The organism is Kineosporia sp. NBRC 101677 (assembly GCF_030269265.1).
GTDB classification, from domain to species: domain Bacteria; phylum Actinomycetota; class Actinomycetes; order Actinomycetales; family Kineosporiaceae; genus Kineosporia; species Kineosporia rhizophila.
The window spans coordinates 436,364-448,272 of sequence record NZ_BSTA01000002.1 but is presented as its reverse complement, the minus strand read 5'-3'; the positions used below and the strand labels follow the sequence as shown (position 1 = coordinate 448,272).

Sequence of the window (11,909 nt, the reverse complement as noted above, 5' to 3'; positions counted from 1 at the left end):
GCGACGGGCCGTCCCGGTCGGCGGGCCGGTGTGACCGGGACGACACTCGCCGAACGGATCAGGCAGCCAGCAGCATGGCCAGGACGGCGGTGTCCGGATCCTGTGCCGGGTCCACCCCCACCTTGCTCACCAGCCGGGTGACCGTGCCGTCGCGCTCCGCCTCCACCCACGAGGCCCGGTGCTCCAGCCCCAGGTGCGGGATGCCGGGCAGCAGCACGCAGCCCGACGCCGCTCCCGAGGCCTCGGGGATGGACGGCCGGCTCTCCGACGGCGGATGCAGAAGCAGCAGCGCAGGCGGGGTCTGGCTACCGAACTCGCCCGGGCCGGGGGCACCGTCGCCGAGCACCGGGCCGGCCGACGTGACCAGCCCGACGGCCCCGGGCAGCGGCCCTTCCGGAGTGTCCTCGACGGCCAGGAAGACCGTGGTGGTGGGCACCAGCCCGGGCACGGCGGCGAGCCGGACCGCGAGCGTGAGGAACTGCGCCCATTCCCGGGTGGAGGAGGGCCAGCGCCCGCTGACCACGAAGCCGCTCAGTAAGTGGTCGGCACCGCCCTGGTAGGGGGCGATCTCGACGTTCTGGGGGTGGTTGTCCGACATGCCAGCTCCCTCCACTTCGCGGGGGTGGCCGGAACCGGCTCACGTACAGGTGCCGGTCACGGCGCCCCGTCGCACGTGAACACACGGTGCGGCACAAGGGCACTGGCAGACAAGCCCCCCAGAGTGCCAGCGGCCGGTCCGGCTCCTCAGCGGTCGAACAGCGTGCGCCCGGTGACGGCGAACTTCTCACCCTCGGCGATCAGCCGCGGCGTGGCCGGCCCCAGCGGTTCGGGCAGCGCGGAGAGCTCGAACCAGCCCACCGCGAGCGATTCGTCGTCGCCCACCACGGCCTCGCCCCCGGTGGGCCGGCAGGCGAAGAAGTGGTCGACGAAGACCGTGCGGTCGCCGTTGGGGTAGACGATCGGCTCGGTGGTGCTGATCGAGATCAGGTCGGTGACCTCGACCTCGACGCCGGTCTCCTCCAGCACCTCGCGGGCGCAACTGGCGGCCATCGTCTCGCCCGGTTCGGAGATGCCGCTGGGCAGGGCCCAGCGCCCGTTGTCGGCGCGCTGGCCCAGCAGCACCCGGCCGGTCTCGTCGATCACCAGGGCGGTGACGCCGGGCAGCCAGAGCTCGTCGTGCCCGATCTTCTCGCGCAGGGCAAGGATGAATTCAGGGGTCGGCATGGGAAAACCGTACTCAGGCGGGGGCCGCGTCGCGCTTCGCGAGCATGTTCTCCATCAGCGTGATCTCGGCCTCCTGGGCCTTGATGATGGTCTGCGCCAGGTTGACCGCCACCGGCTCGTCGGTGAGCTTCACCGCGGCCCGGGCCATCGCCACCCCACCCTGGTGGTGCTTGATCATCAGCTGCAGGAACAGCACGTCGGCCTCGGCCGTGGGCAGCGTGCGCAGCCGGTTCACGTCGGCCTGGGTGGCCATGCCGGGCATCAGGCCGCTGTCGGCGGCCGGGATGTCCTCGGCGTCGAGCCCGGCCAGCTCGTGCTCGGCCTCGTGCCCCTCCATCCACTGCATCGGCTGCCCGGTGCGCCCGACCGACAGGCCCCAGACGTTCAGCCAGCCCTGCATCTGCCCCATCTGGTTCGACTGGGTCAGCGCCATGTCGGTGGTCAGGTAGCGGATGTCCTGGTCCTGCGTGCGGCGCTGGACGATGGTCGCCATGTCGACCGCCTGGGCGTGGTGGTCGATCATGTCGCGGGCGAACCCGGCGGCGGCGGAGTTGTCCGCCGGCGCGGCCGGGCCCTGCACGTACGAGACCAGCAGCACGGTGGCGACCAGCAGCACCAGGGCGCCGATCGCCATCCGGATCAGGGTGCGCCCGGTGAGCCAGAAGTCGCGCGGCGGAGGGGGGGAGTCCAGCTCGTCCTCGTCCGGTGCGTCTGTGTCCACGACCCCAGCCTGGCCGGGGGCACCCGATCCTGCCATCTTCGTCAGCCCTCCGGCGTGCCCACACCGCCGGTGCACGCGGCACCCGGCTCCGGCGTCTGCGGGCCCTGCTTGTACTCCTTGATGAACTTCTCGATCCGCTGGTCGCTGGCCTTGTCCACCGACATCTGGTGCTCCCAGGCGGAGAGCGTGATCGGGTTCTCCTGCTCCGGGTACGGCGTCATCAGGATGTAGGTCTGGTTGCCCACGATGTCCTTCAGCGCCTCGACCTCGGACTCGGGCACGTCGTCGCGGTAGGTGATCCACACCGCGCCGTGCTCGAGGGCGTGCACCGCGTTCTCGTTCTGCTGGGGCTCCGAGTAGATGCCGCAGTTCAGCCAGACCGGGTTGTGGTCGCCACCGACCGGCGGGGTCTGCTCGTAGGTGACCGCAGTCTCGACGTGGTTGGCGCTCAGGTCCTTGTACTCCTTGAGCCCGGTCAGCGGCGTGGCCTCAAGTTCCTTCTGCTCGTTCTGCGCGGTCAGCACGATCGCCGTGATCCCCCCACCGAGCGCGAGGACGATCGCGGTCGCCCCGGCCACCAGCCCGATCCGGCGCCGCTTCTCGCGGGCCTCCTGTTCGGCGCGCATCTGGGCGGCCTTCTCCGCGGTGGCCTGCCGGGCTTTCCTGGCGTTGGTCATGACGGTGTGGTGCCTCTCGCGTGCAGGGGGGCGTCGACATGGTGCATACGGACGGCGCGAAGCCTGGGTTCCGGGCTGTCGCTGAGGGGAACGTCGCAACGCTACCGCTACACCCCGGACGACCCCAGAACAAGTTCAAGTTTCACATAGTTTCCTGTGGACGCCGGTGGCCGGCGAGCGCGCCCGGATGTCGCCTTCCGATGTGCCTCTGGTTGTAACAACCGCTCGCTATCGTGCCCGGCAGCCCAGGAAGCTGACGATGAACGGATCCGCCCCATGCAGCTCTCCCCGCACGAGCAGGAGCGCCTGATGCTCTCCTACGCCGCCGACCTGGCCTGGCGGCGCAAGGACCGCGGCCTGAAGCTCAACCACCCCGAGGCGGTGGCGATCCTCAGCTCGTTCGTGCTGGAGGGCGCCCGCGACGGCCGGCTGGTCACCGACCTCATGCAGGCCGGCCGTGAGGTGCTCAGCCGCGACGACGTGATGGAGGGGGTGCCCGAGATGCTGGCCGAGGTCCAGGTCGAGGCCACCTTCCCGGACGGCACCAAGCTCGTCACCGTGCACCAGCCGATCGTCTAGGAGGGCCCGATGAACCCTGGTGAGGTCATTCCCGCGGACGGCAGCATCACGCTGAACGAGGGCGCCGAGCGCATCACCGTCCGGGTGGTCAACACCGGCGACCGGCCGGTGCAGGTCGGCTCGCACTTCCACTTCCCCTCGGCCAACCGGGCGCTGGAGTTCGACCGGGACCGGGCACACGGCCACCGGCTCGACATCGCGGCCGGTACCGCGGTGCGGTTCGAGCCGGGCGTGGACCGCGAGGTCACCCTGGTGCCGATCGCCGGCTCCCGGGTGGTGCCAGGTCTGAGCCTGCCCGCGCCGGGCCCGCTCGACCAGACCGATTAAGAGCAGAAAACCGCATTGAGGACGTTTGTCAGCCTCAGCGACGAAGGTGCCCACGAGCGTCCCTCAGTAGTTCGAAAACCAGGAAGGCTGACCGGCTTGGACCTCTCTCGCGCGCGCTACGCCCAGCTCTACGGTCCCACCGTCGGCGACCGGGTCCGCCTGGCCGACACCGACCTGTTCATCTCCCCCACCGAGGACCGCTGCGGCGGACCGGGCCGGGCCGGCGAGGAAGCGGTGTTCGGCGGCGGCAAGGTGCTGCGCGAGTCGATGGGCCAAGGCCGCGCCACCCGCGCCCAGGGCACCCCCGACCTGATCATCACCGGCGCCCTGGTCCTGGACCACTGGGGCGTGATCAAGGCCGACGTGGGGGTGCGGGACGGCCGCATCGTGGCGCTGGGCAAGGCGGGCAACCCGGAGACGATGGACGGGGTGCACCCCGATCTGGTGGTCGGCCCGAACACCGAGATCCTGGCCGGCAACGGCAAGATCCTCACCGCCGGCGGCATCGACTGCCACGTGCACTTCATCTGCCCGCAGATCGTGCCGGAGGCGCTCGGCAACGGCATCACCACGCTGATCGGCGGCGGTACGGGACCGGCCGAGGGCACCAAGGCCACCACGGTCACGCCCGGGTCGTGGTACCTGGCCCGGATGCTCGAGGCGATGGACGGCCAGCCGGTCAACGTGGCCCTGCTGGGCAAGGGCAACACCGTCTCGCACGAGGCGATGTGGGAGCAGTTGCGGGCCGGGGCCTCGGGTTTCAAGCTGCACGAGGACTGGGGCACCACCCCCGCGGCGATCGACGCCTGCCTGACCGTCTGCGACCAGACCGGCGTACAGGCCAGCATCCACACCGACACCCTGAACGAGGCCGGCTACGTGGAGTCCACGCTGGCCGCGATCAACGGCCGGGCGATCCACAGCTACCACACCGAGGGCGCCGGCGGCGGGCACGCGCCGGACATCATCACCGTGGCCGGCTACGGCCACATCCTGCCCTCGAGCACGAACCCGACCCGGCCGCACACCGTCAACACGCTGTCCGAGCACCTGGACATGCTGATGGTCTGCCACCACCTGTCGCCGAGCATCCCTGAGGACCTGGCCTTCGCCGAGTCCCGGATCCGGCCCTCGACCATCGCCGCCGAGGACCTGCTGCACGACCTGGGCGCGATCTCGATGATCGGCTCGGACGCCCAGGCGATGGGCCGGATCGGCGAGGTCGTGCTGCGCACCTGGCAGACGGCGCACGTGATGAAGAGCCGTCGGGGTCTGCTCGACGGTGACGTGCACAACGACAACCTGCGGGCCCGGCGCTACATCGCCAAGTACACGATCTGCCCGGCGGTGGCGCACGGCATGGAGAAGGAGATCGGCTCGATCGAGAAGGGCAAGCTGGCCGACCTGGTGCTGTGGGACCCGGCCTTCTTCGGGGTACGCCCGCACGCCGTACTCAAGGGCGGCATGATCGCCTGGGCGCAGATGGGCGATGCGAACGCCTCGATCCCTACCCCGCAGCCGGTTCTGCCCCGCCCCATGTTCGGCGCTGCCCCTGTGGTCGCCGCGGCCACCAGCGTGCATTTCGTGGCCCCGCAGGCGATCGAAGACGGCCTGGAGCGGCGGCTGAACGTGAACCGGCGACTGGTGGCGGTGGAGAACGTGCGTCAGCGCGGTAAGGCCGACATGCCGGAGAACACTGCTACCCCTGACATCCAGGTCGACCCCGACACCTTCACGGTGCGCATCGACGGTGAGGTCTGGGAGGAGCAACCGGCCACCAGCCTGCCGATGGCGCAGCGCTACTTCATGTTCTGAGGCCTTACGCCGCAAAGTTAGGTGAGCCTTACCTGGCTCGTGCTACTTTGCGGCGCATGCCCTCAAGACCCTTTGCCCGCAGTTCGGCCGAGTTCACCCGTCGCTCGGCCCTACTGGCCGGCTTTTCGCTGGCCGGCGGCACTCTGCTGGCTGCCTGTGGCTCGGGGTCCGACGAGCGCGTTCCCGGAGACTCGCCGGCCAGTACGGCGCCGGGCAACTTCCCTGCCACCGTCCAGCACCGCTTCGGCGAGACCACGGTCGAGGCCGAGCCGAAGCGGATCGTCGTCGTCGGGCTGTCCGAGCAGGACATCGTGCTCGAACTGGGCTTCACCCCGGTCGCGGTGACGGAGTGGTACGGCGAGCAGCCCTACGCGGTCTGGCCCTGGGCCCAGAAACTGCTCGGCGACGCCGAACCGACCGTGCTCAGCACCGCCGACGGCTTCGAGTACGAGAAGATCGCGTCTCTGCAGCCGGACCTGATCATCGGCACCAACTCGGGCATGAAAGAGTCCGACTACGAGAAGTTCTCGAAGATGGCGCCGACCCTGCCGGGCGTGGTCGGTGGCACCGACTACTTCTCCCCCTGGGAAGACCAGACCCTGCTGATCGCCAAGGCCCTGGGGCAGGAGAAGGTCGGCCAGAACCTCGTTGAGTCGACCAAGGACGCCTACGCCCAGGCCGCGGAGGCCAACCCCGAGTTCGCCGGCAAGGTGGCCACGTTCAGCCAGAACGGCTTCTACGACGGGCTGATCTACGTGTACCCGCCCGGCCTCGGCACCGACTTCCTCTCGATGCTCGGCTTCACCGTCAACCCCGACCTGACCGAGCTGGCCAAACCCGGCGAGCAGGCCGCGATCTCGTCCGAGCGGCTCGACGTGATCGACACCGACGTGCTGGTGATCGCGGCCGAGAAGGCCGAGGACATCGCCACGCTGGAGAAGGTGCCCACCTACGCCGCACTCGGCGTGGTGAAGGAGCAGCGCACCGTCTACACCGATCCGATCCTGTCCGGAGCGATGTACTTCGTCACCCCGGCGAGCCTGAAATACGTTCTCGAGCACCTGACTCCGGCGCTGAAGAAGGCGGTCGCCGGTGAGTCCCCCGCGGAGATCACCGGCGCCGCCTGAAGCAGACCTACAGGTCGTTGAACTCCGTCTCGTCCCGGGCGATGCGTGAGGTCGAGCCCTGGGTGGTGGAGGTGGAGTTGAAGACGGCGCGCCAGGTGCGCTTGCCGATCTTCAGCCGGGTCACGAACACGCCCTTCTTGTTCGTGGTCAGCACCCGGTGGGTGACCCAGCCCTCCTTGGTGTGACGCTGGATCGCCACCCGGGCGCCGGGCAGGATGCTGCGGCCCCCGTCCGGGCCGAGGTTGAACCGCTGCACCGACCCACCCACGAACCGGTACGGGTGCTTGTGCGTGATCAGCAGGGTGACCAGGCTGCCCCGCATCAGCCGGAACGTGCTGGCGCAGCTCTCCTTGCCGCGGACCACCGTGGCCTGGTGAAGTCCGGCGTCGGAGTTCTTGAAGTCCTTGGCGTAGAACGTCTTCACCCGTCGTCCGGGGGCGGCGTCGACCTTGGCGTCGGGGATCCGGACGTTCCAGTCGGCGGCGTCCGGCACGGAGAACTTCAGCGCCTTCGGCCGGCCCTTGAGGGCCACCGAAGTGGGCGTGTACTTGCAGTCGGCCGCCGCGGTGGTGACCGTGGCCTGGGTGACCGTGGTTCCGCCGTCGGCCTGGGTGGGCACGGCGTTCGCGGGCGTGGAGGTCAGAGGGGTGAGGACCAACCCGGCGACGACCACCGGGACTGCCCCGAGTCTTCTCAGCATGCAGGTGACGTTAGGTGCCTACCGTCACGTCCGACACAGGGTTCCCGGGCTTCTGGACCGAACATCTGAGCCCGTAACCAGCTTGTCAGGTCTTCGGACCGGCGATCAGCCGGGCCAGAAGCGGTGCGCACAGGAGCATTACGAACAAGCGGGCGATCTGCACCATGAGCACGAAGGTGACGTCCGCACCGCTGCCCACCGCGGTGGCCAGGACGGCGTAGAGGCCGCCGGGGGTGGTGGCCAGGTAGCCGTCGAGCATGCTCTGACCGGTGGCCCGGGCCAGGATCACGCCGAGCCCGGCACAGGCCACGATCAGGCCGATGATGACCAGGGCGGCCAGCGGCAGCACGGCCGCCACCGACTTCAGGCTGGCCCGGGTGAACCGCAGGCCGACCTGCAGGCCGATCAGGGCGAAGCCGAGGCTCTCCAGCCAGGACGGGAAGTCGGCCTCGATCGCGCCGGTACCGGCCAGCACGGCGGCCACGATCATGGGAAAGATCAGGGCACCGGCCGGGAACCGGATGAACCGGGCCAGAGGCAGGCCGATCAGCAGGGACACCGCCGCGACGGCCAGTCCGGCGAGCACCGCTCCAGCCCCGGCCTGCCCGAACGTGGTTGCGGGATCGTAGATCTGCGCGTCGGAGGGACCGGCCGCGTCGAACACCACCTGCGCCACCAACGGCATTCCGAGCAGGATGATCAGCACCCGCAGGTACTGCACCACCGCCACCACCCGGTCGTCCGCGCCCAGATCCCGCGAGACGGCGACGATTCCGGAAGCACCCCCGGCGATCATCGCGAACACGCCGGTGGCGGTGGAGATCCCCCGCCGCAGCCGCAGCACGTAGCCCGCCACCACGCTGAGCAGCAGCGTGCCCAGGCAGGAGACGAGCACCCAGAACCAGTCCTGGCGCAGCGAGACCAGGGTGCTGGGCTCGAGCGAGGCGCCGATCGCCGCCCCGAGCACGGCCTGGGCGAAGGTGAACGTGAAGGTGGGCACCTTGGGCACCCGCGGCGCGGTCAGGGCGAAAATCAGGCCGGCGGCGAGCGATCCGAACAGCGCCGGAGAGGGCAGCCCGGCCAGCCCCAGGAGCAGCGAGAAGATCAGGACCAGGCCGATCAGGATCGCCCAGGCCCAGGGGCTGCGGGTGTGTTCCTGCGGCGGATCGGGGGCATCCGGCACGCAGTCAGCCTATGACCGAACCAATGAGGGACGCCTGTCGGCTCAGTCGGTTCTGGGGAACACTGTTCGTAACAAGAGGCGCCTAGGCTGGGCCCGTGTTCGCCCCCGGAATTGCCTCGCTGCTGGCCCTGGCCGACCAGCGGCTGCCCAGCGGGGGCCACGTGCACTCCGGCGGGATCGAGCAGGCGATCACCGAGGGCCTGGTCACCGGGGTGGTGAGCCTGGAACGGTTCCTGGAACGCCGTCTGCGCACCACCGGCCTGGTCACGGCCGGTCTGGCCGCAGCGGCAACGGTGCTGAGCCACTCGCCGGACGCCCCCGCCCAGCTGGCCCGGCTCGACGCCGAGGCCGACGCCCGCACCCCCTCCCCCGCCCAGCGTCTGGCCGCACGAGCGCAGGGCCGCGGGCTGCTGCGTACCGCCCGCGCCGCCTGGGCCGCGCCGTCGACCACGCTGAGCTGGAGCGACCTCGGCGCCCGGCCCCACCACCCGATCGTCCTGGGCTGCGCCTGCGCCGCCGGTGGAGTCTCGGCCGAAGGCGCCGCCCTGGCCGCCGCCTACCTCTCGGTGAGCGCGCCCTCCACCGCCGCCCAGCGCCTGCTCGCCCTCGACCCGGTCTCCGTCGCCGCCGTCACCGTCCGGCTCGGCCCCGCCATCGAACAGATCGCCGCCGCCGCCCTTCTCGGCTGGCCCGCGACCACCCCCGTCGACCGGCCCAGCCACCCCGAAGCGCCGCCGCTCCCCACCTGCGGCGAGACAAACGTCCTCAGTATCGATTTTGATCTTCTGCCCGACGACTCAGACCCCCTGCTGGACCTGCTGGCCGAGCGCCACGCCGCCCGAGAGGAGCGCCTCTTTGCGTCCTGACCTTCACCTCACCGACTCCGCCCACGGCGGTGCCCGGCTCGGCGTGCCCCGCCCGGCCGCCCTGCCCCACGACCTGCCGGGCGACGATCCGCACGAGCACCTCTCCGGGCCGGGGCGCCTCTCCGGTGAGCACGGTCCGCTGCGGATCGGCATCGGCGGGCCGGTCGGCTCGGGCAAGACCGCGCTGGTGGCCGCCCTCTGCCGGGTGCTCGGCGAGCGCCTTCAGCTGGGCGTGGTCACCAACGACATCTACACCACCGAAGACGCCGACTTCCTGCGCCGCAACGCGGTTCTGCCGGACGAGCGGATCGTGGCGGTGCAGACCGGGTGCTGCCCGCACACCGCGATCCGCGACGACATCACGGCCAACCTCGACGCGATCGACGACCTGGTGGAGCGCCTGGCCCCGCTCGACCTGGTGCTGGTCGAGTCGGGCGGCGACAACCTGACCGCCTCGTTCAGCAAGGGCCTGGTCGACGTGCAGATCTTCGTGGTCGACGTGGCCGGCGGCGACAAGGTGCCGCGCAAGGGCGGGCCCGGGGTGACCACGGCCGACCTGCTGGTGATCAACAAGACCGACCTGGCCCCGCTGGTCGGCGCCGACCTGGACGTGATGTCCGGCGACGCGCACAAGGTCCGGGGCGAGCAGCCGGTGGTGCTGCAGTCGCTGCGCGAGGACCCGCGGGCGACCGACGTGGTGGCCTGGGTGATGGCCCAGCTCGACCGGACCGCGGTTCGCGCCTAAGTGGATTCACGTCTTGAGATCGTCGCGGTCGCCCGGGGCGCGAACACGGTCGTCCAGAGCATCCGCGGCGGTGGGCATTTCGCCGCCCGGCAGACCGGCGCAGGGGTCGTGCACCTCGTCGGCACCGCCGCCGGTCCGCTGGGTGGCGACCGGGCCGTCGTCGATGTCCAGGTCGGACCGGGAGCGCGGCTGAGCGTGCGCAGCGCGGGCGCCACGATCATTCAGCCCGGGCGGATGCGGCCGGACTCGGTGATGGAGCTGAATCTGCGGGTGGACGACGGGGGTTGGCTCGACCTGGCCCCGGAACCGACCGTGGTGTGCCACGGCGCGCAGCACGAGAGCCGGACCACCGTAAGCCTTTCCGGCGACGGCCAGGCCCGCTTGGTGGAACAGGTGCTGCTCGGGCGGGCTTACGAGGGCCCGGGCGAGTGGTCCGGGCGCACGGTGATCACCCGCGACGGCGCTCCGGTGCTGCGGCACACCCTGCGCTCACGAGTGGTGGCGGTCGGCGGCACCCGGGTCATCTCCACCCTGGCCCGCAGCGACCTGGCCGGGGCAGTGCCCGCCACCAGTGGCGACGCAGTGGCCATGCCGCTGACCGGCGGAGGTCTGCTGGTCACGGCCACGGGCGCGGACCTCCTGCCGGTGCAAGCCGATCTCCTGAGCGCGGAGAGCATGGCAAGTGGGCACAGCCAGGCGGTACCGGCTCAGTAGGGCCGGGAGTACTGCTCAGGCTGGGGCGCCGGCGGCTTCTTGCTCTTACGGCGCCCCGGATAGCTGAGGATCGCCACCGCCGAGGCGACCATCACGCTGCCGCCGATCAGCCAGGGCCAGATGCCGCCGGTGAGCGTTCCCCCGCCCGACGCGTCGTCTTCCGAGCCGCCGGCTGCCGCTGCGGCAGACCCGCTCGGCGTGGCCCCGGCCGACGCTCCCGGAGAAGCTGAGGCATCGGGAGCGGCGGAGGCACCGGGCGTGGCACCGGCGATCGTGTCGTCGGCCCCCACGCTCAGGGTCTGCCCCGGCTCGGGCTGGACCTTGGTGTACTCCCAGATCTTCATCGAGTCGATCTCGAAGGTCTTCGGCAGCTTGGAGCTCTTGTCCGGCTTCCCGGTGAGCGAGTCACCGGTGGTGGTGGCCATGCTGAGCCAGCGCGAGCCCTTGTAGGACTTGTCCGACCAGAAGATCTCCTCGCCGTCCAGCCGGACCAGGAGGTGCTTGGGCGCCCACTCGATCGTGTACGTGTGCATCTTCTTGGCCAGGTCCTGCTCCGAGTGGGCCTGCTCGGAACCCTTGCCGTAGCCGTTGCTGACGTAGGCCGTGGCAGTGTCCGGGGCCAGCAGCTCGAGGCTGGTGAACGCGTTGGCGCTGTTGTCCTTGGCCGGTGACAGCGAGATGTAGCTGTTGATCCCCTTGCCCACCGGAACCTTGGCCTTGACCTCGAACTTGCCGTAGGTCTGCGGCCAGTTCCAGCAGCCCATGCCGCCGGTGGTGTACGCCTGCCCGTCGGTCTTCTTCTTCTCGACCTTCAGCGACAGCACCCCCTTCTTCAGGGAGGCGTTGTCCTCGGACCAGGCGCTGTTGCCGGCCGCGTACTCGCCGGAGTACTCCACACAGCCCTCGGGCAGGCTGGAGCCGTTGAAGTTGACCTCGCTGCGCAGCTTCCAGCTCGGCTTCTTCTTGGCCGGCTTCTTGGTCGCCTCCGCACTCGGCGCGGCGCTCGGAGTGGCGCTCGACTCGGTACCGGGGGTCTGGGTGGCGGGAGCAGCCGCGGCAGTGTGTGCCCCGGCCGTCAGGGTGACGGCGGACAGCCCTGCCGCAGCGAGGTAGCGCCGGTAGCGGCTCGCCCTCATGCCTGCCTCTCGTACGGATCCAGCGGTTCGTGCGTCGCTGTACCTTACGCGTCATTCCTGAGACGACGAGAACCGCCGGTCGGGTGACGTCCGCC

General features: G+C 70.4%; 14 protein-coding genes. 7 read left to right on the top strand and 7 right to left on the bottom strand.

From position 1 onward, the window contains the following. Nucleotides 1-58: 58 nt before the first annotated feature. The 4 genes from QSK18_RS07555 to QSK18_RS07540 form a co-directional block, all read right to left on the bottom strand. Nucleotides 59-598: a hypothetical protein gene (locus QSK18_RS07555; protein ID WP_285617454.1), complete on the bottom strand. Its 540-nt coding sequence runs from the start codon at nt 596-598 to the stop codon at nt 59-61. A 146-nt stretch (nt 599-744) separates the two neighbouring features. Then, a complete protein-coding gene (locus QSK18_RS07550) occupies nt 745-1,224 on the bottom strand; it encodes an NUDIX hydrolase (protein ID WP_232813829.1) in 480 nt (159 codons plus the stop codon). 13 nt (nt 1,225-1,237) lie between these two features. Continuing rightward, a complete protein-coding gene (locus tag QSK18_RS07545; protein WP_232813830.1) occupies nt 1,238-1,945 on the bottom strand; it encodes a DUF305 domain-containing protein in 708 nt (235 codons plus the stop codon). A 41-nt stretch (nt 1,946-1,986) separates the two neighbouring features. Beyond that, complete coding sequence (locus tag QSK18_RS07540) at nt 1,987-2,622, bottom strand: thioredoxin-like domain-containing protein (RefSeq protein ID WP_232813831.1); 636 nt, start codon at nt 2,620-2,622, stop codon at nt 1,987-1,989. 276 nt (nt 2,623-2,898) lie between these two features. Between QSK18_RS07540 and QSK18_RS07535 the strand changes: the two genes are divergently transcribed. From QSK18_RS07535 to QSK18_RS07520, 4 genes are all read left to right on the top strand, one after another. Continuing rightward, nucleotides 2,899-3,201 carry an urease subunit gamma gene (locus QSK18_RS07535; protein ID WP_232813832.1) on the top strand — a complete coding sequence of 101 codons (303 nt, stop codon included), beginning with the start codon at nt 2,899-2,901 and terminating at the stop codon, nt 3,199-3,201. Between the two features lie 9 nt (nt 3,202-3,210). Further along, nucleotides 3,211-3,528: an urease subunit beta gene (locus tag QSK18_RS07530; RefSeq protein WP_232813833.1), complete on the top strand. Its 318-nt coding sequence runs from the start codon at nt 3,211-3,213 to the stop codon at nt 3,526-3,528. A 96-nt stretch (nt 3,529-3,624) separates the two neighbouring features. Continuing rightward, entirely contained in the window at nt 3,625-5,343 is a 1,719-nt protein-coding gene (locus QSK18_RS07525) for an urease subunit alpha (protein WP_232813834.1), read from the top strand. Nucleotides 5,344-5,399: 56 nt separating this feature from the next. Continuing rightward, nucleotides 5,400-6,470 carry an ABC transporter substrate-binding protein gene (locus QSK18_RS07520; protein ID WP_285617451.1) on the top strand — a complete coding sequence of 357 codons (1,071 nt, stop codon included), beginning with the start codon at nt 5,400-5,402 and terminating at the stop codon, nt 6,468-6,470. A gap of 7 nt (nt 6,471-6,477) precedes the next feature. Here the strand turns inward: QSK18_RS07520 and QSK18_RS07515 are convergent, their stop codons facing one another. Both QSK18_RS07515 and QSK18_RS07510 read right to left on the bottom strand, forming a co-directional pair. Further along, on the bottom strand, nt 6,478-7,170 hold the full coding sequence (locus QSK18_RS07515) for a hypothetical protein (RefSeq protein ID WP_232813836.1): 693 nt from the start codon (nt 7,168-7,170) through the stop codon (nt 6,478-6,480). An 85-nt stretch (nt 7,171-7,255) separates the two neighbouring features. Further along, nucleotides 7,256-8,353 (bottom strand): AbrB family transcriptional regulator, encoded by a 1,098-nt coding sequence (locus tag QSK18_RS07510; RefSeq protein WP_285617449.1) that lies wholly within the window; start codon nt 8,351-8,353, stop codon nt 7,256-7,258. A gap of 95 nt (nt 8,354-8,448) precedes the next feature. On the opposite strand from QSK18_RS07510, the gene QSK18_RS07505 reads away from it, so the two are divergent. The 3 genes from QSK18_RS07505 to QSK18_RS07495 all read left to right on the top strand — a co-directional run bounded on the left by QSK18_RS07505 (nt 8,449) and on the right by QSK18_RS07495 (nt 10,678). Then, entirely contained in the window at nt 8,449-9,219 is a 771-nt protein-coding gene (locus tag QSK18_RS07505; RefSeq protein ID WP_285617448.1) for an urease accessory protein UreF, read from the top strand. Between the two features lie 61 nt (nt 9,220-9,280). Further along, nucleotides 9,281-9,964, top strand: coding sequence for an urease accessory protein UreG (gene ureG / locus QSK18_RS07500; protein ID WP_408624142.1), 684 nt, complete (start codon nt 9,281-9,283; stop codon nt 9,962-9,964). Then, a complete protein-coding gene (locus QSK18_RS07495; protein ID WP_232813839.1) occupies nt 9,965-10,678 on the top strand; it encodes an urease accessory protein UreD in 714 nt (237 codons plus the stop codon). On the opposite strand, the gene QSK18_RS07490 is transcribed toward QSK18_RS07495, so the two are convergent. Next, nucleotides 10,672-11,814, bottom strand: a complete 1,143-nt coding sequence (locus QSK18_RS07490) for a glycoside hydrolase family 16 protein (protein WP_285617444.1) — start codon at nt 11,812-11,814, stop codon at nt 10,672-10,674. The two genes, QSK18_RS07495 and QSK18_RS07490, sit on opposite strands and share 7 nt — an antisense overlap. Between the last annotated feature and the right edge of the window lie 95 nt (nt 11,815-11,909).

Excerpts from the sequence above, each read along its gene's own strand:
- QSK18_RS07555 (WP_285617454.1), bottom strand. The coding sequence starts at position 598 with ATGTCGGACAACCACCCCCAGAACGTCGAGATCGCCCCCTACCAGGGC.
- QSK18_RS07550 (WP_232813829.1), bottom strand. The coding sequence starts at position 1,224 with ATGCCGACCCCTGAATTCATCCTTGCCCTGCGCGAGAAGATCGGGCAC.
- QSK18_RS07540 (WP_232813831.1), bottom strand. The coding sequence starts at position 2,622 with ATGACCAACGCCAGGAAAGCCCGGCAGGCCACCGCGGAGAAGGCCGCC.
- QSK18_RS07535 (WP_232813832.1), top strand. The coding sequence starts at position 2,899 with ATGCAGCTCTCCCCGCACGAGCAGGAGCGCCTGATGCTCTCCTACGCC.
- QSK18_RS07530 (WP_232813833.1), top strand. The coding sequence starts at position 3,211 with ATGAACCCTGGTGAGGTCATTCCCGCGGACGGCAGCATCACGCTGAAC.
- QSK18_RS07520 (WP_285617451.1), top strand. The coding sequence starts at position 5,400 with ATGCCCTCAAGACCCTTTGCCCGCAGTTCGGCCGAGTTCACCCGTCGC.
- QSK18_RS07515 (WP_232813836.1), bottom strand. The coding sequence starts at position 7,170 with ATGCTGAGAAGACTCGGGGCAGTCCCGGTGGTCGTCGCCGGGTTGGTC.
- QSK18_RS07490 (WP_285617444.1), bottom strand. The coding sequence starts at position 11,814 with ATGAGGGCGAGCCGCTACCGGCGCTACCTCGCTGCGGCAGGGCTGTCC.